Source organism: Novosphingobium sp. G106 (assembly GCF_019075875.1).
GTDB lineage: Bacteria > Pseudomonadota > Alphaproteobacteria > Sphingomonadales > Sphingomonadaceae > Novosphingobium.
This window is the reverse complement of the sequence record NZ_JAHOOZ010000001.1, coordinates 2,306,590-2,331,568: the sequence shown is the minus strand read 5'-3', so window position 1 is coordinate 2,331,568 and position 24,979 is coordinate 2,306,590. Positions and strand designations below refer to the sequence as shown.

At 62.2% G+C, this 24,979-nt stretch carries 23 protein-coding genes and 2 pseudogenes; 14 read left to right on the top strand and 11 right to left on the bottom strand.

From position 1 onward, the window contains the following. Nucleotides 1–44: 44 nt before the first annotated feature. The 8 genes and pseudogenes from KRR38_RS11135 (at nt 45) to KRR38_RS11105 (ending at nt 6,354) form a co-directional block, all read left to right on the top strand. Nucleotides 45–1,196, top strand: a complete 1,152-nt coding sequence (locus KRR38_RS11135; protein ID WP_309141021.1) for an ABC transporter substrate-binding protein — start codon at nt 45–47, stop codon at nt 1,194–1,196. Then, nucleotides 1,196–1,984 carry an ABC transporter permease gene (locus KRR38_RS11130; protein WP_217401427.1) on the top strand — a complete coding sequence of 263 codons (789 nt, stop codon included), beginning with the start codon at nt 1,196–1,198 and terminating at the stop codon, nt 1,982–1,984. Before KRR38_RS11135 ends, KRR38_RS11130 begins: the two co-directional genes overlap by 1 nt. Beyond that, nucleotides 1,981–2,760, top strand: a complete 780-nt coding sequence (locus KRR38_RS11125) for an ABC transporter permease (RefSeq protein WP_254514754.1) — start codon at nt 1,981–1,983, stop codon at nt 2,758–2,760. Before KRR38_RS11130 ends, KRR38_RS11125 begins: the two co-directional genes overlap by 4 nt. A gap of 14 nt (nt 2,761–2,774) precedes the next feature. Continuing rightward, nucleotides 2,775–3,623 (top strand): ABC transporter ATP-binding protein, encoded by an 849-nt coding sequence (locus tag KRR38_RS11120; RefSeq protein WP_217401423.1) that lies wholly within the window; start codon nt 2,775–2,777, stop codon nt 3,621–3,623. Further along, nucleotides 3,623–3,745: pseudogene (locus KRR38_RS35995) on the top strand (nitroreductase); the annotation flags it as partial. The gene KRR38_RS11120 and the pseudogene KRR38_RS35995, both read left to right, overlap by 1 nt. A gap of 97 nt (nt 3,746–3,842) precedes the next feature. Beyond that, nucleotides 3,843–4,226 (top strand): hypothetical protein, encoded by a 384-nt coding sequence (locus KRR38_RS35990; protein ID WP_254515768.1) that lies wholly within the window; start codon nt 3,843–3,845, stop codon nt 4,224–4,226. After that, nucleotides 4,223–5,182, top strand: a complete 960-nt coding sequence (locus KRR38_RS11110; RefSeq protein ID WP_217401421.1) for an LLM class flavin-dependent oxidoreductase — start codon at nt 4,223–4,225, stop codon at nt 5,180–5,182. The genes KRR38_RS35990 and KRR38_RS11110 overlap by 4 nt, the downstream gene beginning before the upstream one ends. Nucleotides 5,183–5,196: 14 nt before the next feature. Then, nucleotides 5,197–6,354, top strand: coding sequence for an LLM class flavin-dependent oxidoreductase (locus tag KRR38_RS11105; protein WP_217401419.1), 1,158 nt, complete (start codon nt 5,197–5,199; stop codon nt 6,352–6,354). Nucleotides 6,355–6,460: 106 nt separating this feature from the next. On the opposite strand, the gene KRR38_RS11100 is transcribed toward KRR38_RS11105, so the two are convergent. Continuing rightward, nucleotides 6,461–8,791, bottom strand: a complete 2,331-nt coding sequence (locus KRR38_RS11100) for a TonB-dependent receptor (protein ID WP_254514753.1) — start codon at nt 8,789–8,791, stop codon at nt 6,461–6,463. Between the two features lie 415 nt (nt 8,792–9,206). Between KRR38_RS11100 and KRR38_RS11095 the strand changes: the two genes are divergently transcribed. Next, a complete protein-coding gene (locus KRR38_RS11095) occupies nt 9,207–9,503 on the top strand; it encodes a hypothetical protein (protein WP_217401415.1) in 297 nt (98 codons plus the stop codon). On the opposite strand, the pseudogene KRR38_RS11090 reads toward KRR38_RS11095, so the two are convergent. Both KRR38_RS11090 and KRR38_RS11085 read right to left on the bottom strand, forming a co-directional pair. Beyond that, nucleotides 9,499–9,672: pseudogene (locus KRR38_RS11090) on the bottom strand (SDR family NAD(P)-dependent oxidoreductase); the annotation flags it as partial. The gene KRR38_RS11095 and the pseudogene KRR38_RS11090 overlap by 5 nt on opposite strands. Before the next feature lie 204 nt (nt 9,673–9,876). After that, entirely contained in the window at nt 9,877–10,785 is a 909-nt protein-coding gene (locus KRR38_RS11085; protein ID WP_254514752.1) for a LysR family transcriptional regulator, read from the bottom strand. Nucleotides 10,786–11,004: 219 nt separating this feature from the next. Between KRR38_RS11085 and KRR38_RS11080 the strand changes: the two genes are divergently transcribed. Further along, entirely contained in the window at nt 11,005–11,778 is a 774-nt protein-coding gene (locus KRR38_RS11080) for an SDR family NAD(P)-dependent oxidoreductase (protein WP_254514751.1), read from the top strand. 992 nt (nt 11,779–12,770) lie between these two features. Here KRR38_RS11080 and KRR38_RS11075 read toward each other — a convergent pair. The 4 genes from KRR38_RS11075 to KRR38_RS11060 form a co-directional block, all read right to left on the bottom strand. Further along, a complete protein-coding gene (locus KRR38_RS11075; RefSeq protein ID WP_217401411.1) occupies nt 12,771–13,034 on the bottom strand; it encodes a hypothetical protein in 264 nt (87 codons plus the stop codon). A 98-nt stretch (nt 13,035–13,132) separates the two neighbouring features. Then, nucleotides 13,133–14,719 (bottom strand): chaperonin GroEL, encoded by a 1,587-nt coding sequence (gene groL / locus KRR38_RS11070; protein ID WP_217401409.1) that lies wholly within the window; start codon nt 14,717–14,719, stop codon nt 13,133–13,135. A 61-nt stretch (nt 14,720–14,780) separates the two neighbouring features. Further along, nucleotides 14,781–15,068, bottom strand: a complete 288-nt coding sequence (locus KRR38_RS11065) for a co-chaperone GroES (protein WP_217401407.1) — start codon at nt 15,066–15,068, stop codon at nt 14,781–14,783. Nucleotides 15,069–15,259: 191 nt separating this feature from the next. Beyond that, on the bottom strand, nt 15,260–15,946 hold the full coding sequence (locus KRR38_RS11060) for a pentapeptide repeat-containing protein (protein ID WP_217401405.1): 687 nt from the start codon (nt 15,944–15,946) through the stop codon (nt 15,260–15,262). Nucleotides 15,947–16,095: 149 nt separating this feature from the next. Between KRR38_RS11060 and KRR38_RS11055 the strand changes: the two genes are divergently transcribed. Continuing rightward, nucleotides 16,096–16,548, top strand: a complete 453-nt coding sequence (locus KRR38_RS11055) for a hypothetical protein (protein WP_217401403.1) — start codon at nt 16,096–16,098, stop codon at nt 16,546–16,548. Between the two features lie 11 nt (nt 16,549–16,559). Here the strand turns inward: KRR38_RS11055 and KRR38_RS11050 are convergent, their stop codons facing one another. Both KRR38_RS11050 and rsgA read right to left on the bottom strand, forming a co-directional pair. Continuing rightward, nucleotides 16,560–16,715: a hypothetical protein gene (locus tag KRR38_RS11050; protein ID WP_217401401.1), complete on the bottom strand. Its 156-nt coding sequence runs from the start codon at nt 16,713–16,715 to the stop codon at nt 16,560–16,562. Nucleotides 16,716–16,764: 49 nt separating this feature from the next. Further along, entirely contained in the window at nt 16,765–17,607 is an 843-nt protein-coding gene (gene rsgA / locus KRR38_RS11045; RefSeq protein WP_309141020.1) for a ribosome small subunit-dependent GTPase A, read from the bottom strand. 688 nt (nt 17,608–18,295) lie between these two features. Between rsgA and KRR38_RS11040 the strand changes: the two genes are divergently transcribed. Then, nucleotides 18,296–19,464, top strand: a protein-coding gene (locus KRR38_RS11040) for an IS3 family transposase (protein ID WP_375293417.1) whose coding sequence is annotated in 2 segments (ribosomal slippage) — nt 18,296–18,563 and nt 18,563–19,464 — 1,170 coding nt in all. Because the reading frame shifts where the segments join, the coding sequence is not laid out codon by codon here. A 17-nt stretch (nt 19,465–19,481) separates the two neighbouring features. On the opposite strand, the gene KRR38_RS11035 is transcribed toward KRR38_RS11040, so the two are convergent. Then, nucleotides 19,482–19,775, bottom strand: a complete 294-nt coding sequence (locus KRR38_RS11035; protein WP_217401395.1) for a hypothetical protein — start codon at nt 19,773–19,775, stop codon at nt 19,482–19,484. Between the two features lie 128 nt (nt 19,776–19,903). Beyond that, nucleotides 19,904–20,482: a TetR/AcrR family transcriptional regulator gene (locus KRR38_RS11030; RefSeq protein WP_217401393.1), complete on the bottom strand. Its 579-nt coding sequence runs from the start codon at nt 20,480–20,482 to the stop codon at nt 19,904–19,906. A 254-nt stretch (nt 20,483–20,736) separates the two neighbouring features. Here KRR38_RS11030 and KRR38_RS11025 point away from each other — a divergent pair, with 254 nt between their 5' ends. Then, nucleotides 20,737–23,286, top strand: a complete 2,550-nt coding sequence (locus tag KRR38_RS11025) for a TonB-dependent receptor (protein WP_217401391.1) — start codon at nt 20,737–20,739, stop codon at nt 23,284–23,286. A 28-nt stretch (nt 23,287–23,314) separates the two neighbouring features. After that, nucleotides 23,315–24,292, top strand: a complete 978-nt coding sequence (locus KRR38_RS11020; RefSeq protein WP_217401389.1) for an alpha/beta hydrolase — start codon at nt 23,315–23,317, stop codon at nt 24,290–24,292. The last annotated feature ends 687 nt before the right edge of the window (nt 24,293–24,979 follow it).

Below are 24,979 nucleotides of genomic sequence, written 5' to 3'. Positions count from 1 at the left end.
GCCCCGTGCACAGCTTCTGGCTTAGCGCAAGGAGCGAGCTCGACGTGGCATCCCCAAAACCCGATACCCCTTCCGGTTTCCTGCGGAGCGGGAAGGCAATCTGGATTGCCGTGGCCGTCGTCGCGGCTCTCGCGGCCCTGTTCGTCTGGCGCTCGGCGCATAGCGGGGAGGCGGGTGGCGCGCCCAAGGTAATCAACATCGCTTCGATCGCGGCGCCCTATCAGGGCAAGCAGGTCTACAACGGTCTGACGGGTGTGATCATCCAGCAGGGCTGGCTCAAGGACGCACTCGACAAGCGCGGCATTCAGCTGAACTTTGTACCCGTACCCACTGCGGTCGGCGCCCCGCTGATCAACGAAGGCTTCAGCGGCAAGCGGATCGATTTCGCGTCCTACGGCGATTTTCCGGCAGTGATCGCCGCCGCGGGCGGTGTTCCGCTCAAGCTGGTCGCACCGCTGGGTGGCGGACAGAACGTCTATCTGGTCGTTCGCAAGGATTCGCCGGCCAAGACCCTGGCCGATCTTAAGGGCAAGAAGATCGCGCTCCATCGCGGCCGTCCGTGGGAACTGCCCTTTTCCAAGCTGGTCGACGCCAGCGGGTTGAAGATCAGCGACTTCACGATCGTCAATATCAACCCGTCGGCCACCCCCGCTGCGCTTGCCGCGGGCAGCGTCGATGCGACCGTATTACTGTCAGACGGACTGCTGCTCGAACAAAAGGGCGTCGGCAAGGTGATCTGGTCGACCGCCCAGGCACCCGCTGACTGGAAGATGCGCGCTGAGCTGTTCGCGCGCGGCGATTTCGTCGACGCCAATCCCGAGCTCACCCAGCTCGTCGTCGACGCCTACGTCCGTGCGGCGGCCTGGTCGAGCAAGGACGAGAACCGCACACAGGTGATCAAGAATTCGTCGCGCGGCTATCTGCCCGAGGATATCCTCGCCAAGGACTATGCCGCCGACGGCCTTGCCTGGCATGAGCGGTTCTCGCCGGTGTTCCATCCCGACGTGAAGGAACACTACCGCGCTGTCGCCGACTATGCCTTCAAGCGCGGGTTGATTCGCCGGCCGGTCGATACCGACAAGCTGCTCGACGATCGCTTCGTGACCAAGGCGCTGCAGAGCCAGAATCTCCAGGCCTACTGGTCGACCGCGCCCGACAGGCCGCGCACCGCCAATGCCCTCGCGGTGAACCGCTGATGGCCAGCCGCCCGCTTCCGCTACCACCGAGCCTCTCTCGTTCTGGTTCACCGCTTGCCGCGTTGGCGGCTCCGCTGTCCCTGCTCGTGCTCTGGCAGCTGGCCTGCTCGACTGGGCTCGCGCCCGAGCAGGTTCTCGTGCCGCCCAGCGAAGTCGCGCGTTCGCTCTGGCTGATGGCTGGTTCTGGCGAGCTCCAGCGGCACGTGGGGGACAGCCTCTACCGCCTCGCGCTCGGCTTCACGATCGGCGCGGTGGCGGGCTTGGTCTTCGGCGTGGCTATCGCCCTATCGCGGTTGGCCGAGGCGGTCTTGTCGCCCTTGTTCCTGACCCTCTGGCAGGTTCCGGTGATCGCCTTCATCCCGACTATGGTGATCTTCCTCGGCATCAACGAGCCGTTCAAGATCGCCATCGTCGCCGTTGCCGCCTTCTTCCCGATCGCACTGGCCACGTTCGATGCCGTCCGCGGCGTGCCCAAGGCCTGGTTCGAAGTCGCCAAGGTCTATCGCACCCGCTTGCCCGACCTCGTCATCCGCATCCTGATCCCGGCGACCATACCTGCCGTGCTCACCGGCCTGCGCATCGCCCTGACGCGGGCCTGGATCGTCCTGGTAGCGGCCGAGATTCTCGCCGCCGATAGCGGCATCGGCCAGATGATGGAGATGGGCCGCCAGCTGTTTCAGCTCGATGTCGTGCTCTCGGGTGTCGTCGTCAGCGGGGTGATCGGCTTCGCACTCGATCGCGGCGCGCGCGAGATCGAGCGCCGCGCCAGCAAGTGGAGGACGGCATGAAAGCGCTGCTCGCCAATCCTGCCGCGCGCCTCGCGATCGGCCTGATCGCACCCGCGGTCCTGCTTGCCTGGTGGCAGTGGTTCGCGACTTCGGGCGGAGCCAGCGCCGTGGCGCTGGCACCCTTGGGTGCGGTTGCCGGCGCCTTTGTCGAACTGGCCGACAATGGCACCTTGCTGAGCGACATCACTTCGACGCTTTGGCGCGCGTTCTCGGGCTTTGCGATCGGCGCTAGCTTCGGTGTGGCCACCGGTACGGCCATGGCAGTCTGGCCCTTGCTCAACCGGCTGCTCGGCCCGCTGCTTCACGCCTTGCGGCAGGTACCGATGATCGGCTGGCTGCCGCTGATCGGACTGTGGTTCGGCACGGGCGAAGGGTCCGAACTCATCATGGTCTGCGTCGGCGCCTTCTTCCCGGCCATGCTCAACACCCATGCCGGGGTTGCCCATGTCGAGCAGCGCTACCTCGATGTCGGTGAAGTCTTTCGTTTCACCACGACCCAGCGTTTCCTCCGCATCCAGCTGCCCGCGGCCATGCCGCTGATCCTGACCGGGCTGACCCAGTCGCTCGCTTTCGCCTGGATCGGCACCCTGGCGGGCGAGTTGTTGATGGGCGCCGGCGGCGGGCTCGGCGTCACGCTGCAGACCGCCCAGATCCAGCAGCGGCTCGACGTGATCCTCGTCACCGTCGCGATCACAGCGCTGCTGGGCTTCGCCATCAACCAGATCATCGCTCGCGTCCGCCGCGAAGTGCTGCGCTGGCAACCCGCCTCGATTTGAACAGGAGCCATTCCATGAGCGCCGAACTCTATCCCCGCCCCACGATCGAAGCGTCTTCCCCTTTGCGCGGCGAGCTCGCCATCAGCGATCTCGACAAGAGCTTCGTGATCGGCGGCGAGGCGCGCCCTGTGCTCGAGAATATCAACCTGACCGTCCGGCCCGGCGAATTCGTTTCGATCGTCGGTGCTTCGGGCTGCGGCAAGTCGACCCTGCTGCGGCTGATCGTCGGGCTCGACAGCGAGTATAGCGGCGAGATCCGCCTCGATGGCGAGCGTATCGCCACGACCAGCCTCGATCGCGGTATCGTCTTCCAGGACCACCGCCTGTTTCCCTGGATGACGCTCGAACAGAACATTGAGCTGGCGCTGCTCAATACTGACACCCCCAAGTCGCGCCGCGCCGTGATCGTCGCCGATCACATCGGGCTCGTCGGGCTGACCGGGTTCGAAAAGGCCTATCCGCACCAGCTCTCGGGTGGCATGGCCCAGCGCGCCGCGATCGCCCGAGCGCTCGTGACCGAACCCAAGGTGCTGCTGCTCGACGAGCCGCTTGGCGCGCTCGACGCGCTCACCCGCGTGCACGTCCAGAACGAGCTCCAGCGCATCTGGCTGACCCAGCGCTCGACGATGGTCATGGTGACGCACGACGTCGAGGAGGCTCTTTACCTGGGCGACCGCGTGATCGTGATGTCCCCGCACCCGGGCCGCGTCCGCCGCATCGTCGAGGTCGACCTGCCGCATCCGCGCGACCGCCGCTCGCCGCTGCTCCATCGCCTCAAGGACGAGATCCTCGCGGAACTCACCGGCAATGCCGAGGTCGAGCCCGCCAATCTGGTGGCCTTCCCTGGCCGGGAGGTGCGCTGATGTCTCGGTTGACCGACCATCCCATCGATCCGCTTTTTACCAATCGCTGGTCGCCGCGGAGCTTCACCGGGGAAGAAGTGCCCCTCGAAGTGCTGCATAGCGCGCTCGAAGCGGCGCGCTGGGCGCCTTCGGCCAGCAATGCGCAGCCCTGGCGCTTTCTGATCGCCCGCAATAGCGATGCCAACTGGCAGACCTTCACCGCGCTGTTGAACGGGCGCAATGCGCGCTGGGCGAGCCGGGCTTCGGCGCTCGTCCTCATCGTCTCCGCGTTGGAAATCGAGCGGGGGGGGACAGCGCGGTCCAAACAATTCGCATTCGTTCGATTCCGGCGCGGCCTGGGCCAATTTTGCCCACCAGGCGCTGCTGCTCGGCTGGCACACGCATGGCATCGGCGGTTACGACCGCGCGCTTGCCCGCGAAACGCTGAAGATACCCGAGGATTTCGCGCTCGAGGCCCTGATCGCAATTGGTCGCCAGGGCTCGCTCGACACGCTCGACGAGGATTTCCACGCCCAGGAGAGCCCTAACGCGCGCCGGCCGCTAGCCGAGTCCGTCTTCGCCGGCACTTTCGGCGTTCCCGCATTCGAGAGGGAAGAAGCATGACCATCCGCACCTATTGGCAGATCGATCCAGCTACCGAACCGCACCGGCTCGAACCCTCGGCTCGGCCGATCAGCTCAATCGTCACCCCGTTGCGCGCACCCACGCTGGGCCGCTTCGACTATTACGCCCAGATCGCAGAGGCTGCCGCGCAGACCGCCTTCGACGGCGTGTTCGTCGCGCATCGGCCCGATGCCGACGAGAGCCGGATCATCGCCGGCGCTCTGGCCCGCGAAGCGCGGCGCCTGGAATTCGTCGCGGAGTTTCCCGCTTCGGTCGGATCGTCGGTCTATGCCGCCAAGCAGGCGACGACTTTCCAGCGCGGGACGCACGACCGCTTCGCCTGGGCCATCGCGCCCGACGCCGATGCTCGAGGCCGCGCCCGCGAAGGCGATTTCGTGCCTCAGGATCAGCTCGGTGCGCGGCTGGACGAATTTCTGACCGTAGCCCGTGGCGTCCATACCCAGCGGCCCTTTACGTTCAAGGGCGAGCATTTCGAGGTCGAGAACGGCGGCTTCGAAGAGCCGCTCAACCGCGTGCCCTTTCCGAGCGTGTTCCTGCAGGGCGAGAGCGAGGAAGCGCTCGACCTTTCCGCGCTTCACGCCGACGTGCATTTGTTCCCCGCCAACCCGTCCCAGCCGATCGGCCGCCTGATCGAGGGCCTCGACTCCCTCGCCAAACAAGCAGACCGAAAGGTTGCTTTCGGTGTGATCCAGCCGGTGCTGGCGCGCGAGGACGAAGAGGAAGCCCAGCTCGACGCCAGCCGGGCAAACCTCGCGCCCGGCACCCTGGTCGGCTCCTTCGATACGGTGGCCGCCCGTCTCGCTGAGCTTGCCGGGCTTGGCATCACCCACTTCGTGCTGAGCGCCGAGCCATCGGTCGAAGAGGCCTATCGCATCGGCCAGCACGTCCTGCCGCGCCTGCGGGCGCTGCTCGCCCCCAACCGCGTCGCCGCCTGAGAGGAGCTGCCGCAATGACGATCGACTTCCACTGGCGCCTGCCGACCCACGGCTGCCACTCTTCCATTCGCCGGGGCAATTACGACCGCGGCGACTGGTCGCCGCTCGGTGCGGAGAACCTTGCACCCGGCCTCGACCGGTCGGGCGAGGACGACGGCTTTCGCTACATCGATCACCTGGCCCAGATCGCCAAGGCGGCCGAGAGCGCCGGCTTCCAGGGCGGGCTGATTCCCTCGTTCCCGAACACCGACGATCCCTGGTCGATCTCGTCGCTGCTGGCGCGCGAGACCAAGACCTTCCGGTTCATGATTGCCTTTCAGCCGGGCTTCGGCAATCCGGTCCATACCGCACGCGCTTCGGCCAGCCTGCAGCGCGCGACCGGCGGCCGGCTGCTGTTCAACATCATCACCGGCGGCGGTGGACCGGCGCAGCTCTGGTGGGGCGACAGTTTCAGCCACGATGACCGCTACGGGCGCACCGACGAATGGCTCGACGTATTCAAGGGCGTCTGGAATCAGCAGGGCTTCACTTACAAAGGCCGCTTCTACCAGGTCGAGGACGGCGGCCTGCCGCCGCTTCTCTCCGCTGAGGAGTTTCCCGAGATGTGGTTTTCGGGCTCGTCCGACGCTGCGCTCAAGGTCGCTTCGAACCACGCCGACTATTACCTGTCCTGGCTCGAGCCATTCGATCAGCTGTTCGACAAGTTCGCCCGGGTCAAGGAAAAGACTGCCGCGCTCGGGCGCCAGCAGAAGTGCGCGATCCGCGTCGATCTGGTCGCGCGCAAGACCGAGGAAGAAGCCTGGCGCGACATCCGCCTCGGCTTCGAGAACGTAACCGACGAGACGCGCGCGCGCTGGCGCGGTCAGGCGACGGACTCGGTCGGTGCCTCGCGCCAGGCCGCGCTGCGTCCGACCGAAGCGACGCGTTGGGACGATCTGATCGTCGCGCCGAACCTCTGGGGCGGGTTCAACCTGCTGCGCGGCGGGCCGGCGCTTGGCATTGTCGGCTCCTATGAGCAGTGCGCTGCCAAGCTCGATGAACTGATTGCCGGCGGCGCTGATGGTTTCATTCTCGCGGGCACGCCGCATCTCGAGGAAGCCTACCGTGTGGGCGAAGAAGTCCTGCCGCTGCTTGGCCAGTCTGCTTCCGCACTTCTCGAAGCCGCCGAATAAGTATCCCGCGATCGGAAAACGTGAAGGGCGCCGGAGATATCCGGCGCCCTTCTTTCTTTGCGGGAAGGGAGGGGGCGCTCGCTTGAGGCCCCCCTGGCTTCGCTGCTCAGAACCGCACGATCAGCGAGCCGCCCCAAGTCCGCGGGTCGCCGTACTGCACCGTGTCGCCAAACACGGAGCCAGCCGCGAAGGCTGGCAACGCGTGGTTGCGATAGGTCGTGTCGAGCAAGTTGTTGACGAAGAAGGAGGCGCTGATCTTCTCGTTCGCCGTCGTGTAGGTGATCCGCGCGTTCGCCAAGGTATAGCCGGGCTGCGTCAGCAGGTAGCGGTTCACCGTATCCTGCGGAGTGACGTAGTAGTACTGCAGCGACGTATAGCGGGCGTCAGCGGCCAGCTCGATTTTTCCGGCGTCTCCCAGCGGAACGGTATATTCCGCGCCGGCGTTGAGGGTGAGATGCGGCGAGCGGACGAACTGATTGCCGGCCAGATTGGCACCTCCGTTGTTCACCTGGAACTGCAGGAACTTGGTGTACAGCAGGCCCACCGCGGCATTGAGGCTCAGGTGTTCGATCGGCTGCGCGTCCAATTCGAACTCGGCGCCATCGGCTTTGCCCTTGGCCGCGTTCTGCAGGTACGACACCGTAGCACCGCCGACCGCGCCAGGATTTGGACCCACCACGTTCACCTGGATGTCGCGATAGTCATAATGGAAATAGGTGGCATTCAGCGTCAGCTTGCCGTCAAACCAGGTCGACTTATAGCCTGCCTCGTAGGCGTTTAGGCGTTCGGGGTTCACCGCCGTCAGCGCGATAGGCAAGGTTGCCGCCGTGTTGAATCCGCCCGATTTCACGCCGTGCGAGAATTTGACGTAAAGCAGGTTGTCGTGATTGATCTGCCAAGATGGTGTGATGTCATAAGTAAAGGCGTCCCAGGTCCGCGAGAGATCGTTCGCGAAGGTGCCCGGTCCGCCAAACCTCCCGGTAAAGTCGTTCCACCACTGTACATAGTTGCTGAACGACGCCGTGGTGGCGTTGAACCGGTTGAAATCGAGCCTTTTGGTCTCGCGCGTGAAGCGCGCGCCCAGCGTCAGTTTTAGCGCATCGGTGGCATGGAAGGTGCCGCTGGCGAACGCCGCGCCGCTTTCCGCGCTGTGCTCATAGTCGGTCAGACTGTAGGCCGGGGCCGGGGCGACGAACGGAGCCGGCGGGAATGGCTGCGCGGGCACCGTGCCGTCGGGCAGCTTGGCCGTATAGGCGTCCGAAACGATGTTTTCCTTGAAATAGAACAGGCCGGCGATCCAGGTGAGCCGGTTCTCGCTGGGCGAAGTCAGCCGCAGTTCCTGCGTCCACTGGCGCGAGCGCGCCTTGGTATAGGAGCGCGAGATCTCGAGCGGCGTGTAGTCGGTGTCGCCGATGCTCCGCGAGGTCCATCGTTCGTAGCCCGTGATCGAGGTCGCGGTCACGCCTCCGAGATCCAAGTCGAAGCGTAGTGAGCCGCCAACCTGATTGCTCCTGCTCCATTCGCCGGCGTTGGTGTTGACGGTGTCGGTGTCGGTCGAGGGTTTGTATCCGGCACGTAGGACGCTGCCCGGCGGATAGGTGGCCGTCGTCCAATAGGTTCCGTCCGTGTCGTACTTGCGATAATGGAACGAGAGCAGGGCCGTCAGGTTATCGCTCGGCTTGGCGAGGATCTGGCCGCGGAAGACGTCGTCGTCGATCGAGTTGGACTTGTCGCCGGTGAACAGGTTGTCGAAGCGGCCGCCGCGGTGGTCGAGACGGAACGAGAAGCGCGCCGCGATCGTGTCGGGCACGATCGCCACACCGAGCCCGCCTTCGGCGATCTTGTCGTCATAGCTGCCGTATTCGAGCTTGACGTAATTGTCCTGATCGCTGCTCAGCGAGGGGCGCTTGGTTATCACGTTGACCGCGCCGCCGGTGGTGTTCTTGCCCCACAGCGTGCCCTGCGGACCGCGCAGAACCTCGACGCGCTCGATGTCGAATAGTGGCAGACCAGTGGCGCTGGCGTTCGAGATATAGACGTCGTCGAGGTAGAAACCGACCGGGCTGGCGAGGTCTAGTTGCTGCTGTCCTGCGCCGATGCCGCGAATCCACCACCTCGGCCTTCCGTGCTGCTGCGTGCCGGCCGAGGCGTTCGGAATGTAGTTGAGCACCTCGTTGGCCGACCGACCGACGCCGTTCAGCTCGAACAGATCCTTACTGAGCGCGGTGACCGCGGTCGGCACGTCCTGCAACCGCTCTTCACGGCGTCCAGCGGTGACGATTATCTCGCTGCGTCCACCGGAATCAGCCTCGTCGGCGCTCGTCGCCGCGTCGGCAGCTGTCTCTGCCGTCTCGTTGGCGAGCGCCGGAGCGGCCGCGATCAGGGAGAGAGTCGAAATACCGAGCAATGCGGCGGTGCGGCGAAAAGAGTAAGACAAGGAATTCCCCCGATGGTTGCGGGCGCCCAGTGCGCCAAACATCGGAGAACCTTCAGCAAGCGCCGTGCCACTTCCCGGAAATCGTTATTTTTCAACGTGGGATGTGAAGGGCACGAGCCTAGGTGGTGTTATTGCCCCAATGGGTCGAAGCGGATTTTGCTGCATCTGCAACATGCTGCGCTGTTCAGCGCTTGAGATCTGCCGCAACACGAGCGTACGCCGAATACGACGAGCGCAATCAGCGCGCCTTTTTCCGATGAAGACTACTTGAAAGAGTAATGCCGCCGACCTCGCGATCTTCAGCGGTCCAAAACGGCTCAATAATATCTGCCATCGGTTCATCTGCTCCTTGCCGAACCTCGGTGGCTCAGGATCAGCAACACTTCCAAAATCGTTTTGGCATAAATCGTGGACGATGGACGAAGAAACCGAAAGCACGGACGACGACGACGCCCTGGACCTCACTCCTCGCAAGGAGTTGCTGATCTCGCTGTCTGTGGCGATGTGGTTCGTGGTCTTTTTCGGAGCTGCGGCGGTATCGGCGTTCCCACCCGAGGCTACTTTCTCGCTCGGCAGCCGGGGATCGTCCGCGCGCATTCCGCTGACGCGCGAGCAGGGTTTGCCGATCTTCATCGCGCTGATCTCCATCCCCGCCCTGCTCGGAGGTGCCGCCGTTTGGGTCAACATGCGCCGTGCGTGGAAGTCGGTCTAACGGCAGTGACGTTCCGTCCGATTTCAGCCACCGCATTGTCGAGCTCCTTTTGCCGACGCCCGGTGATAAAGACGTAGGCGCCCTCCTCGACGAAGCGCTTCGCTGTTTCGAGGCCTATACCGCTGCTACCGCCAGTGATGACGGCGATCTTATCCTGCAATCTAGCCATGGTACTGTCCTTGGATCTAAGACGACGCATGCCGTCGTCGCGACGCATGTCGGACGGATATGAACCCTCATGTAGAGAGCCAGGCCGACTATCGCATATTCTCAGGTGGAATATGATCAGGACTAGAGCTGGTGAAGTAGGAGGCGCGCGTTTGGCTGGACGCGACCGAAAATGTCCTAAGGCTTTGAAAAGTCGAGTACGATGTTATGCTACCACGGGAAAGATCTCGTTGCCTGCCATGCTCGCTTCGACGAAACTGGCAAACTCTCGCGCCTTGGCGCTCGCCATGCGGCCGGTCGGAAAAAGAGCCCAGAGGTCGACCGGCGGAAGGTCCCAGTCCGCAAGGACGCGTTGGATCTTGCCGGATTTGAGCTCCGGGCTGAACATCCACTCCGACGCCACCGCCAATCCCATCCCCGCGAACACCGCTTCGCGTACGCCCTCCGCGGCGTTGCTGCGCATGCGGCCCTTTATCGTCACCTGCACTTCCGAGGCGCCCTTCTTGAACGACCAGAGGGTGCCACCACCCCGCTGGTCGTAGATCACTGCCTCGTGATCGGGAAGCTCTGCGGGCACTCGCGGCTCACCCATTGCCTCGAAGTAGCTTGGCGTCCCGACGACCATGCGTGCGCTTCTGCCGATCTTGCGCGCGGTCAGCGAGGAGGCTTGGAGATCGCCCATTCGCAGCGCGACATCGATTCCGGATTCGACCGGATCCACGTTCCGATCATCGAGGAACAGCTCGATGTCGAGTGCCGGATGTATCTCCATGAAGCGCGGCAGCCGTGGCACAATGTGAAGCCGCGCGAACGTGACCGCGGCGGAGATGCGCAGCCGCCCGGTCAAAGCCGCGCCAACCCCGCGTGCCTTCAACTCGGCTTGGTCGGCCTCCTCGACCGCCCGCTTGGCATGTTCGTAGAAATTCTCTCCCGCCTCGGTCGGTTTGAGGCCCTGCGTCGTCCGCAGAAGAAGCTTTACTCCGACGTGCTGCTCGAGCTGTGCGATGATCTTGGAGACGGCGGGTTGCCCCACGCGCAGTTGTCGGGACGCTGCCGTGAAAGAGCCGGTATCGACGACGCGAACGAATGCATCCATGGCTGCAAACCGGTTCATGATCATTCCCCGTTGGAATTATGATCTTGGCTACACAGCGGGGCCAGTCAAGGTTTGACCGGGGGGCGATGGCTCGCACAATCACGATTCAGCTAAAAATCGGCCGGCCAGCTCGGCGGCTAGTCAGATTCCATTCCGAACTGGAATATAGATTAGTCCATTCCACCGGCTACTACGCGCGCAGCACATTTCTATCTCCGAGGTCCTGGGGCGCCACCGATGGTCGAAGGCGCAACCAAGATCGAAGGACTGAAAATGGGTAAGAAGCTTGAGGGCAAGATTGCTGTCGTGACCGGCGGCAGCGCGGGTATCGGCCTTGGCGTCGCCAAAGCCTTCGCTGCAGACGGCGCGCATGTGTTTATCACCGGCCGCCGACAGGAGGAACTAGACAGGGCCGTCGCGGAGATCGGCAACGGTGCCATCGGCATCCGAGCCGACGCGTCGAGCCTTGCCGACATCGACCGGGTCTACGACACTGTTGGGGCGAGACACGGTCGCATCGATGTGCTGGCGCTCAACGCGGGCTTCTTCGAGTTCCAGCCCATCGGAGAGATCACCGAGGAGCATTTCGACAAGACCTACAATACGAACGTGAAGGGTTTGCTGTTCGCTTTCCAGAAGGCGTTGCCGCTCCTGCCGAGAGGCGCATCGGTCATTCTCACCGGCTCGATCGCCGGCTTCCGGGGCATTCCGGCGATGTCGGTCTACTCATCGACCAAGGCGGCGATCCGCAGCCTGGTGCGTGCGTGGATTCTCGAGACCAAGGACCGCGGCATCCGGATCAATGTGCTCAACCCGGGGCATACCTCGACACCCGGCTTCCACGGCCTGCTGCCCGGCGAAGCGGTACCCGGGCTCGTCGCGACAATCCCACTGGGCCGTCTCGGCACACCCGAAGACAATGGAAAGGCCGCACTTTTCCTCGCCTCGGAAGACAGCGACTACGTCACCGGTATCGAACTGGATGTTGATGGAGGCGCAGCGCAGGTCTGACCGGTGTCCGCGGCGACGGCAACAGCAGCGCCGCGGATGTGCCCCTGAATGTTTGTAAGGTGTGAGCGGAAGCTGCATGGGATTATCCTTCGAGCCTACTGGGAAGCTTCCCGCATCAGAGCGCGCGCGAGATGCGGACCAGCCGCCGTCGCCGACAAAGCGGTCGTTGAAGCATCCGTTCGGGATGCCTGAAACCTGCCTCCGTTCATGCCGACCAAGCGGCGTCTGAGTGCCTTCTCGGCTAAACGAATGGGCTGTCGATGGGCGCCGGCATCGGCGACAGCATTCAGGATATGGCTTCGATCACCCTGCGCGCCGATGCCGCATCCGGTTGCAACTCGATCCAGTAGCCGCGCGACGGGATGTGGCGAAGTTGCCATCCTACGTGGCCCTGCAATCTCGTAACAATTGCGTCCACATCTTCTGGTCTTAACTGGAAATCTGGCATTCTGTTATCCTTGCGCGCTGTTTTGACGGCTCGATCCTGGGACCGATCGACTCTTCTTCATCTTCGTCGGGTGTTCTGCTGGCGGCGAGCCTGTAGCCGGGCATAGGCTCCCAGACCCAGGAGACCGGCGGCTACGGTAAGGAGAGCGGAAATCATAATATTGGAGGCCATTCGAATATCCTGTCGTGTTGTTTAATCGGATGAGGGCGCTGGCCGACACTTCGAGGCAGCCCGGGTCTCCCAGTCGCACTGTCTTGAGTTAGATCCCGGCGATGGCGCCGTAGATCGACCCCACGGAAGCGAGCGCGAAGAAAGACATCGATGCCCAGAACCCGACCGGGCTTCGCGTTCTGGTCATAGCGCTGCCGGCGCTTCCGATCCGCAATCCCTGGACAAGGCAGAAGAAGCTCAGCGCAGCGGTTCCTGCCCAACCCAACGTCGCACCTTGGAGGATCACCCCGGAACTGCCAGGGCACGGCATCCGCGCCCTGAATGAGCGGGAAAGGATGCACACTCCGATCGCCATGCGTCCAACGCCATTGTTTCAAGGCTGCACAAAGCCGCGATCCGGATTTTCGCTGAATGTCGCTTCGCGTTCGGTACACGATCGCTCTGCCCGTAAACCTTCAGGCTCGGCTTTCGCCCGTCGGGCGTGACGGGCTTCGCGGTGCTCTGCGGCGACCGCCTCCAGCCCCCAGGCGATTGCCGCCTTTGTTGCGACAATCCGGACATTTTCCAGAGAAGCACTGGCGGCACGATCGCGTTGAGCCCCTTCCTGCGCGCGGCAGAGGATCGATGAGAGTTCCATGAGCGCTTCCTTTTCGGTGGTAGACAATACCTGCGTGCTGCAGTCCCGAGATCGTCGCTCGCCCGACCTGTGATCAGATGATCCGAAGTTTCGGCCCGCTACTCTTCGACAAGCTCGGAAATGGCAGCTTCAGTGGTGATCAGCATTCCCGCTACCGAGGCGGCATCCTGGATCGCGCACCGCACGACCTTGGTCGGATCGATCACGCCTGATTGGAACAGGTTCTCGTACTGCTCACTCTGGGCGTTGAAGCCCAGGTTCTCGTCGCCGCCCGCGAGCAATCGGCCGGCGACAACGCCGCCGTCATGGCCGGCATTCTCGGCGATCTGGCGAACCGGTGCTTCGAGGGCCCGGCGGACGATGTCGATCCCGCGGGTCTGATCCTCGTTGCCGCCCTTCAGCCCGTTCAGCGCCTTCGAGGCATAGAGCAGGGCCGTGCCCCCGCCAGGGACGACGCCCTCCTCGACGGCGGCGCGCGTTGCATGCAGCGCGTCGTCGACCCGGTCCTTGCGCTCTTTCACTTCCACTTCACTGGAACCGCCGACCTTGATGATGGCGACGCCGCCGGAAAGCTTTGCCAACCGTTCCTGGAGCTTCTCCTGATCGTACTCGCTGGAGGTATTTTCGATCTGCGCACGTATCGCGTCGACGCGGGCGCCGATTGCCTCGGCACTTCCGGCACCATCGACGATGGTCGTGCTGTCCTTGTCGATCGTCACGCGCTTGGCGCTGCCAAGCATTTCCAGGGTTACGTTCTCGAGCTTGATCCCGAGATCCTCGGAGACGACTTCGCCCTTCGTCAGGATCGCAATGTCCTCGAGCATGGCCTTGCGTCGATCGCCGAAGCCGGGAGCCTTGACTGCCGCGACCTTCAAGCTCCCGCGCAGCTTGTTGACGACGAGCGTGGCGAGGGACTCGCCCTCGACATCCTCGGCGATGACCAGCAACGGCCGGCCGGACTGGACGACGGCTTCGAGCAAAGGAAGGATGGCAGACAGGTTCGCCAGCTTCTTCTCGCACAGCAATATGTAGGGATCGGCAAGCTCGACGGTCAGCTTCTCGGTATTGGTGACGAAATAGGGCGACAGATAACCGCGGTCGAACTGCATGCCTTCGACGACTTCGAGCTCGAACTCTACGCCCGACGCTTCCTCGACGGTGATCACGCCTTCCTTGCCGACCTTCTCCATGGCTTCGGCGATCTTGCTGCCGACGACCTCGTCGCCATTGGCCGAGATGATCCCGACCTGCGCGATTTCCTGAGTCCCCGACACGGGCTTGGAGCGCGCCTTGAGCTCGCCCACGACGGCCTTGACCGCGAGGTCGATGCCGCGCTTGAGATCGATGGGATTGGCGAGCGCGGCGACCGATTTCAGGCCTTCGTAAACAATCGCCTGGGCAAGAACCGTCGCTGTCGTCGTGCCGTCGCCGGCATGGTCATGCGTTCGCGAGGCGACCGCGCGCATCAGCTGCGCGCCCATGTTCTCGAACTTGTCGGTAAGCTCGATCTCTTTGGCGACGGTCACGCCGTCCTTGGTGATCCGGGGGGCGCCATAGCTCTTGTCGAGCAGAACATTGCGGCCCTTGGGACCGAGCGTCACCTTTACGGCATTGGCGAGAATATCGACGCCGCGACTCATGCCTTCACGGGCATCGCGCGAGAATCTGACGTCTTTGGCTGACATGATCGGAATCCTTTATGGAAGAGATGCTGCCTTCGCCGGGATGCGCCGGCCCGCGGGCATCTCAGCCCAGAATGCCCAGAACGTCGCTTTCCTTCATGATGATCAGATCTTCGCCATCGAGCTTGACCTCGGTCCCTGACCACTTTCCGAACAGGATCCGGTCACCGGCCTTGAGATCAAGCGGCGTGACGCTGCCATCGTCAGCGCGAACGCCGGAGCCGGCCGCGACGACTTCGCCTTCCTGCGGTTTCTCTCTGGCGTTATCGGGAATAATGATGCCGCCGGCGCTGCGCTCGGCGGCTTCGATGCGGCGCACGAGCACGCGATCGTGCAAAGGACGAAATGCCATGAAAGGACTGCCTCTTACTGGATCGCGACAGGGTTGTCGCTTTCACAAGAGGGAAGCCAGCGCTGCCGATTTGCGATTTGGCACTTCACCAGAGCGAGTGCCAGCTTCCGCGATATGGGGCGCCTGGCGCGATATGCAAGGTCGTGGCGATGAGCGCGTGATCTTGCATGCGATCGGGCAACCGGGCCGGTTTAACGCACATTCAGACCGAGCTCGCTCAAAAGTTGCGCTGCCTGTTCTCGAGAAATGGTTGCGCCGCGAAACATCCTGGCGTCGAACAGCCGCAGGCCCCCGAGATCGGCGCCGCGCAGGTCGGCACCTTCGAAGCGCGCTCCATCCATGTTGGCCTCGCGCAAGCTGCAATCGGCGAAGGTCGTGTGCCGAAAGTCGCATTTGCGAAGGTCTGCCTGGGAGAAATCGATCCGGTTCAGGGTCGATTTGCGGAACGAATGGCCGGAGAGCTTGGCGTTGATCAGCAATGTCTCCTCGAAAGTGATGTCGAGCCCTCGGACCTCGAAGAGGTCTGCGCCGGTCAACTTGCATTGGGCGAACTTTGCCGACTGAAGGTTCGCTCGCTTCAACGTCGCATTGTTGAAGTCGGTTGCGGCGAAGGACGATTCAGTGAGGTCGCAGGCCATGAAGTTGGCAAAGGCGGCCCGGCAGGATTGCCACGTGGTGGCTTCGAATTTCGCTCGACTGACATCGGCTCTTCGCAGGTTGCATCGCTCAAATCGCCAGTGCGACAGATCGAGCTCCGACAGGTCCGCATCCTCGAGGTCGCAATCGACCAGTGTATGGGGAGATCCAGCGATGCGCTCCAGATCGGCACGCGTCAGGCTTCGGTCGCGAACCGTTCGATCGGAAAACAAGTCGTCCATGGTCCGCTGTTAGCTCTGCTCCTCGACGCGAGCCAGAGGCGCAGAATGATTTGTACGGTCGGAAGGCTGCACGTCGCTGCATCGCTCGATTGCTTTCATGGCCGCAACCGGCCAATGATTTATCGCGCGGTCACATTGTCGGATCCCAGATGCTGAGTCAGGCTGCACAGGCCTCCCTGAACCTAGAGCAGGCGCGCGATCTGCGCGCGCAGGGGCGTTCGTATCGCGAGATCCGCCGTAAACTCGGGATCACGACGCATCAACTGGGCCACATTCGTCGGTTGCTGAAGCGGGAAAAGGCATCGCTTACGAGACTTGCCAATGGGAGGCCCTCGGCGACGAAGCGCGACCTCCCGGTTCGGCAGTCCGTCCTGCCTTCCGGCCTGCGGCAACTCCTGATCGCATCGGGGTACCGAACGCTGGGCGATCTATCGGACAGGATTGCCGATCTCGACCTGCCCGGATTGGAGGCGATCGCCGGTATCGGCCCCCACAGAGCACACCTCGTCACGCAGCTACTGGATATTCATGGCCTCCTGCCTGGTCCGTCCGATCTACGCGCCGCGGTCGAACGTCTTTTTCCGGAATTCGGGCCTGACTAGTAGCAAGCCACCTAGGCGCCCTTCCTGGTCTTGTGTTCTTCAAGGAGAACGTCCAGCGCCGCAATCCGCACGCGTTCCGGACTGTCCTTGGCGAGCCCTTTGAGGCGGCACGCCGCCCAAAGGCTTTTGCGTTCGGATTCGAGCGCCTTCAAATACAGATCGGCCATATAGTCTCCCGAATGTCTCTTCCGGCATCTTGCGGCGAGGCCCCTGGTGCTATCGCCGCGGGCGCCTGCCGGCATTGTTCGACAGCGCTTGCGCAGCATTCTCGGCGATGTCCGCGCGCTCACGCCGTGTCGCGCGGCTCACGGAATTGGCAGCGTCCTCAACGGCCAGCTTGCGCCAGCGTTCGAGGCGCGCGCGATCGAGCTTTCCCTGCTGCATCGCGTCTCGCACGCTGCAGCCGGGCTCCGCTTCGTGCGTGCAATTCGAAAACCGGCACTTCAGCGTGAGCGCGAGGATGTCGTCAAAGACCTCTGCGAGGCCAGAGGCAGCGTCGGAAAGCTGCAACTCGCGCATACCCGGCGTGTCGAGCAGCCATCCGCCTCCGTCGAGGCGATGCATTTCGCGAACGGTGGTGGTGTGCCGACCCTTGCCGTCCTCCTCGCGGACCGCTTGGGTGGCAATGCTGTCCGAGCCCCTGAGCGTGTTGACCAATGTCGATTTGCCGACACCCGATGAGCCCAGCAACGCGACGGTATGACCCGGGCCGCACCACGCCGCCAGGCGCGCAACGCTCTCAGCGTCGCGCGCGTTCACGATTTCCACCACCAGATCCGGCTGAACTGCGCGAGCCTTCTCGGCAAATGCTTCCGGCTGGTCTGCTAGGTCCATCTTGGTCAGGACGACAACCGGGTTTACCTCGGCTTCACGGGCCAGAACGAGATATCGTTCGAGCCGCGCGATATTGAAATCCTGGTTGCACGACGCGACGATGAACAGGGTGTCCACGTTCGCCGCAATGACCTGCAGCTTTTGCCGATCACCCGCTGCAAGCCGTTTGAACAAGCTGGCGCGATGCAGCAGACGCACCGGCTCGAGACTTTCGCGATCGAGCAACAGCCAATCGCCAACGGCGGGTCGGAGTTCCTCGGCATCGGCACCGGGAATCCGTGGCGAAATGAGGAGCTCCATTCCGGCCCCTGCGACTGCTATCTTGCCGCGATGGACCGCCATGACGCGGACGGGCCGGCATCGAGCAGTTTCCGCGTCCGAGATTTGCGCGCTGAAGAAGGGTTTCCAGCCGAGTTCGGATAATTGGGAATCGTACGGCGCCATGGTTGTCTGGTAGCGGCTTTCAATAGGCGCCCAGCATGTTTGCCAAGCGGAATAGCGGGATTGAGTGAGGTTCAGCGGAAGGTGGAGCAGGCGTATTTCGAAGCGCTCAGCCTTTCGATTTGTGACCCATACAGATTAATCGCCCGATTGCCTAAGATTCTGAGGCCGAAGCTTGGCCATAGGCTGCGAGGCGCATATGCGATGAACCATCCATTGATCTGATAGCATTCGGGTTGCTGGGGAAACGAACGCGTAGGGGCTTCCGTGCGCTAGACAGAATCGGTTTCCGCCGACAAAGCCGCCGATCCATTTGCCATTACCCTCAGTGCGTTTCCGGGAATGTGTGAGGGGCGGCGCTTCTACGTCATCTTGAAAGAGCGAAACCAACAGGTAACCCGCATGGATTTGATCTGCCCCCTTCTGAGTGGTCCAAAATTTCTGTTATTTTGGCTCATGAAGGAGTTTGGGAATGGGCAAGAAGCACCAGCCGGAGGAGATCATCGGCAAGTTGCGTGAGGCGGAGATCGTGCTGGCGCAGGGTGGTACGGTGGCGGACGCGTGTCGCCGGATCGGCGTCACCGAGCAGAGCTACTACCGCTGGCGCAAGGAGTATGGCGGGGTGAGAGTCGACCAGGCTCGCCGGATGAAAGATCTCGAGCAGGAGAATGCCCGGCTGCGGCGTGCGGTGTCGGACCTGACGCTGGACAAGCTGATCCTGCAGGAGGCCGCCAGGGGAAACTACTGAGCCCCGCGCGCCGTCGGCGCTGCATCGATCATATCAAGGCAATGATGCCGGTGTCCGAGCGACGGGTGTGCCGTGTGCTCGGGCAGCATCGATCGACGCAGCGCAAGGCGCCGCGGGGCGCGGATGACGAAGTGGCGCTGACCGAGGACATCATCGCGCTGGCCCGGCAATATGGCCGTTACGGCTATCGCCGGGTCACTGCCCTGCTGCGCGAGGCGGGGTGGCATGTGAACCGCAAGCGGGTCGAGCGCATCTGGCGTCGCGAGGGTCTCAAGGTGCCGCAGAAGCAACCGAAGCGCTCACGGCTCTGGCTCAATGACGGATCGTGCATCCGCCTGCGGCCCGAGTATCCGGGGCATGTGTGGTCCTACGACTTTGTCGAGGGCCGCACCCACGATGGCCGCAAGTTCCGCATACTGTCGATCATCGATGAGGCCAGCCGGGAATGCCTTGCCCTGCCGGTGGCACGCAGGCTCAGGAGCGAGGACGTTCTGGCGGCCCTGGCCGAGCTGTTCGTCACGCGCGGCCCGCCGGCGCATATCAGGTCCGACAACGGTCCTGAATTTATCGCCACGGCCGTCCAGCAGTGGCTGGCCAGGATCGGCGTGAAGACGCTCTACATCACGCCGGGCAGCCCATGGGAGAACGGATACTGTGAATCCTTCAACGGCTCGATGCGCGATGAGCTTTTGAATGGCGAGATCTTCTACACCCTGGCCGAGGCCAGGGTTCTGATCGAGGCTTGGCGGCGGCATTACAACACCGTCAGACCGCACAGCTCGCTCGGCTATCGACCGCCGGCGCCAGAGGCCGTTCCCTCGCCAGTGTCGCCCTCCGGTTCCGCTTCGCTCCACCTGCGGCCAACACTGGCGAGGGAGGCGACGATGCACTAACAATCAAGCCGGACCACTCAGTGGGGGCCGGTCAATCCAGTGCGCGGCAAGCCCAGGCCGATGAGCGGCTGGACGATCTCCTCCTCGTCGATTTCCGGATGCCGGCCATACCACTGCTCGATATCCAGACGGCAGGTCAGAAGGTCGACAATCTGGTGCTCGATCAGCGCTTCTCCCAGCTGATTGAGCCGGGCCTCATGCTCAACCGCAAAAACCAGTCGTTCGAACCCTTCGAGAAAGCTTGGTTCCCCAAAATCATCGTATCGGGCCGTATCGCGCGCCTTCGATAGCAAAGCTCCCACTGTCAGCATCGTTCGAATCGCATCCTCACTGTGATGCGAGTATCGCTGCCTTATTTATGAGAGGGTGTCTATCATTATGGCGAGCCAGCTCGATCACCTCCTGTCTCGTTCGGTCCCGTCCTGAGCGACTTCAGAGGTCACGCCTCAGGCAGGACGGGGATGAAAACCAGGCGATCGATGAGCTCGGACATCTCGGTAATCGTGATCGATTTGCCCTTGTGCAACCACCAGCCGATGAGCGTGAGCAGCGTGGTCACCATGAAGACAGGGCCCAGGCTACGCGGCAGCCAGATTTCTTCCGTGATGCCCGATGCCGCAGAATGATTCACGGCATTCTCCAGAATATCATCAAATATCGCGCTTTTTGCGCCATGTGAAAGCAGCGCCGCGCAAACCGCGCGATTCTCTTCCAGGAAACTACAGAGCGCTTGGGCAGCCTTTCGACTGTCGGTAATGATCGTCTCGGGCGTAATCTTTCGGCCCAGCTCGTTAGTGAAATCGCGCGCCAAATCCGTGAGAAGAGCGTTCTTGTCCTTGTAATGGCGATAGAAAGTCGCCTGGGACACTCCAGCCTGGGAAACCAAATCTGCGATGGTAATTTCGTCGAACGGAACGTTCCGGGCCATGTCTAGCATGGCCGAGCGCAGGGCGAGACGAGTACGCACCTGCCGCACGTCGAGCGGCCTCATCATGGTGTTGTTATCCATCGCAGGCATGCCCCCGCCTATCACAGTCGACCTGGCCTGATAACCCCACTCCATTTGAGAGCCTCGAGCCCGTGATCTGCGCCAGCTTTCCCTGGGCAGCATCAATGCGATCCACGCCTGCCACCGATTTTTGAGATAATTGTTTCTCATTAATGAGTTTTTGACTCTCATAAAAATGACATTCAATCTCTCATTTAAGGCTACGAAAATCCCAGCGCCAGCTCTGAATGCGGCGATTGGGAAATGGGGAAGGAGCAGGATAAATGCGTCAATGTGCAATACGTCTCGGGCTTTTCGCGACGTGCTCGGTCAGTGGTCTTGTTGCGCTGGCCGTTGCGAATCCGGCGCTGGCTCAAGCTCAAGTTCAGAGCCAGGCCGGCGGCGAAGGCTCTTCGGGTGATATCATTGTCACCGCGCGCCGGGTGGAAGAGCGGCTCCAAGACGTGCCGATCTCGATGACCGTTTTCTCGCAGGATGAACTTTCGCGCAGGAACATCGTAAGCGGCATCGATCTGGCTGCGAATACGCCCTCACTCAGCGTTCAAAGCAATTACGGTCCTGATCGCGCCACCTTCGCAATTCGCGGCTTTGTCCAGGAAGCGAACACCGGCCCGTCGGTCGGCGTCTATTTTGCCGATGTGGTCAATCCGCGCGGATCGCAGAGCAGCCTCGCGAGTGGCGGGGGCGTAGGGCCGGGTCGCTTTTTCGACCTCCAGAACGTCCAGGTCCTGAAGGGTCCCCAAGGTACACTTTTCGGCCGCAACACTACTGGCGGCGCCGTGCTGCTGGTACCGCGCAAACCGACGGACAAGCTCGAAGGCTACGCCGAGGCATCCGTCGGCAACTACTCCATGCGCCGCTTCCAGGGAGTGCTCAACGCGCCTCTGGCTGAGACCGTGCGTCTGCGCCTGGGAGTCGATCGCCAGGTTCGCGACGGCTATATCCACAACAAGAGCGGTATTGGCCCCGAAGATTACGCGAATGTCGACTATTGGGCCTTGCGCGCCAGCCTCGTCGTCGATGTCACGCCCGATCTCGAGAACTATCTGATCGGAACCTACACCAATTCCAAAACCAACGGCTACCTGGCCAAGATCTATGCTTGCGCGCCCTCCTTCGCTTTCGGAGGTTTCGGCTGTGGCCAGTTGAGCTTCGCCAAGGCAAACGGCGACGGCTTTTACGATGTCCGTGCCGACAATCCTGCGCCGCGGTCGGATAATAGGGACTGGCAGATCATCAATACCACTACCTGGCGGGCCAGCGATGATCTGACCGTCAAGAACATCGCGAGCTATGGCCGGCTGCAGCTTGACGCGGAAATCGGCTTGTTCGGTAGCACGTTCCGCTCGCCGCCTCTGTCCGCCATCCCCGGGCTGCTTCCCGGCGGCCTGCCGAGCCTTGCATTCCCCTTCGTTCGCATCGTCAACATTCCAGGCCGTCACACGGTCGATCAGAACACCTTTACCGACGAACTGCAGCTTCAGGGATCTGCGGTCGACGGCAAGCTGACTTGGCAGGCGGGCGGATACTTCGAGAACAGCACGCCCAACGCGCAGAGCGGCCAGTACGCAAGTGTCCTGGCCAGTTGCACGGACATAGTCGCGCGCAGTTGCACGGATCCTCTCGGGGTGCTCACCGGGCTCGGATTCGGACTGCCACCTGGAGCGGTCTCGGTCGGCACCGTGAACTACACCACCAACGATTACAGCTTCCGCAGCATCGGTCTTTACGGCCAGGGAACTTACGCGCTGACCGACACATTGAAGTTGACCGCTGGCTTCAGGTACACCTGGGACCGGACCAAGGTCAGTATTTCATCGCTGATCTACTCTTTCGCCAACAGCACGCCACTGCCGCCGAGCTGTGCCCAGGCTGAAAGCGCGTTGCCGAACTGCACAATCAATTTCGCGCAAAGCTCGCAAGCGCCCACTTGGGTCGTGGACCTCGAATACAGTCCCAATTCGGACACGATGATATTCGCGAAATATTCGCGCGGCTACAGGGCGGGCGGCATTTCAGCGGTGCTCACGCGCAACCTTGCCAACTACCAACCGGAGAAGGTGGACACCTACGAGGTCGGGCTCAAAGCCAGCTTCGCGGGCGCACTCAAGGGCTACCTCAACATAACCGGATTCTACAACGACTTCACGAACCAGCAGTTGTCGGTGAATTTCAACGACAATCCCGCCGTACCCGGGACGCTGCCGCCGCAGGTCGGAATCGTCAATGTCGGCGGCTCTCGCATCTACGGCGTCGAACTGGAAGCGAGCGTCACTCCATTCGCGGGGTTCACGCTCTCCGGCAACTACGCTTACCTCAATACCAAGGTCCTGGACGTGGTGCTTCCGAACACTGCTGGCCAGCCTTATCTGTTGAGCAGCGCGATCGTAGCGGGCGACGTGCTCACGCAGTCACCGCGCAACAAATTCACGATCACTGCCGCCTATACGCTGCCGCTCGACGACAAGATCGGCAGGATCACCCTTGGCGCAACCTTCGCGCACGCCGATAGCCAGCGGTCGAACTACGCTTCGCGCCAGACGCTCACCGGAGCCTTTGGAACAGTGCTGGATGCAAACCTCAATCCGGTCGTGCGTGATTTCGGCATCCTGGGACCGCAAAATCTATTGAATCTCAGTCTGGAATGGAAGGCGATCGCGGGCTCTCCCATCGACCTGAGCTTCTTCGCGACGAATGTGACCAAGAGGAAGTTCTACACTTACGATTCCGGACAGTTGCCCTCGCTCGGGATCGGAACGGCGGCAGTGAATGAGCCGCGCATGTTCGGCGGCCGCGTCCACGTAAGTTTCTGATGCAGGTCCAATAGAGGAACCAGATGACATGTCGGACGAAACCGAAAATCCGCTAGACCGACGCGGCAGACGGCCTCCTGCCTCGATCAGTGCGGCGGCCCGCGACAGCCTGCTGGCGATGATCGCGCTCGAGGTACCCACCCCGCCTCCCGCTCAAACGGTCGAGGAGTGGGAAGAGCGGATCGCTTTCAGCGACCGCATGCTCCTCTCGATGCTCGCAGGCCCTGCTGAGGATTCACGCATCGAGCCCGTCATGCTGGGCGGCGTTGCCGCTTTCGATGTCGTGCCGCAGGCCCTCAGCAGTGCCAAGGTCTGCCTCTATCTTCACGGCGGCGCGCTCATCATGGGAGGCGGAGACGTTTGCCGCGCAATGGCGGCATCTTTTGCGCAAGGCACTCAGATGCGCACCATTGGCCTAGATTATCGTATGCCTCCGCGCTTTCCTTTTCCGACCCCTCTCAACGATTGCGTCACAGCATATCGAGCCCTGCTCGAGGATCACGCGCCGGAAGACGTCATCGTCGCCGGTGTGTCGGGCGGCGGAAACCTTGCTGCGGCGATGACAGTGCGCATTCGCGATCTCGATCTGCCGATGCCCATAGGCGTCGTATTGCTCAGCCCCGAAGTGGATTTGACCGAATCCGGCGATAGCTTCGAGACGCTGATGGGTATCGACCCGGTGCTGCGGACGCGACTTACCGATACCATTTCTCTTTATGCCGGCGGACACGATTTGGCCGACCCGCTGTTATCGCCGTTATTTGCCGACCTTTCTGCCGGATTTCCGCAGACGTTCCTGCAATGCGGGACCCGCGATCTTTTTCTCTCGAATACAGTGCGGTTCCACCGGGCATTGAGGCGGGCGAAGGTCCCGGCCGAACTGCATGTCTTCGAGGCCATGCCACATGGTGGATTTGGATCGATGCTCGAAGGGGGATTGGGCAATTGCCCCGAGGATCAAGAGGTCTATATAGAGTTGCGCCGTTTCCTCTCAGCGTTGGCCTAAAGGCATCGAGCGAGCGATAACGCACCTCCAAGAACGGCAAGGCAGCGGAATTCGCCGACATAGCAGTCGTCGGAAGGCAGTTCAAAGTACCTGACAGCCGCTCTCCATTCACGTCAGGGAGCCCGGTCCATCCAGTATGTATCGCAGTCCCTTCACCAACCTTGCCCGGTTTTGAGCACCAATCGCACGATGAATCATTGATCCGAAAGCCGTGGGAATTGCCACAAATAAAGCGATGTTAAGATGCGTTCCAACCGACGCCGGAAGCGGCGTGGGCGGACCCGCCAACATAGCCGACATTCAGCGGTTCAAAACGGCTCCCCAATATCTGCCATCCGTTCATCTGCTCCTTGCCGAACCTAGGTGGATCAGGATCAACAACCCTTCCACAATCGTTTTAGCTTAAATCGCGGACGATGGACTGACCGATGGCTGGAATTATCCCGGCAGAGCTTGCCGACGGGGCGTGGCGCCCTATGTTCAGGGTATGGTCTGCCTTCAAGATCTTCTGCGCCGCGAACTTTACGCCGGGAGCCTCATGACGCGCTTCCCGGCCTCGATGCGTTGAGCCGCTGAGCTAATCGCGGCCGCGCATCGGGGCACCCGCGTCGGATCAGCCTAATTGGCTGCTTCCCCAATAGAACCGTTTGTCCCCGTCTTATGTGGACGGGGCAAATCGTGTGGCAC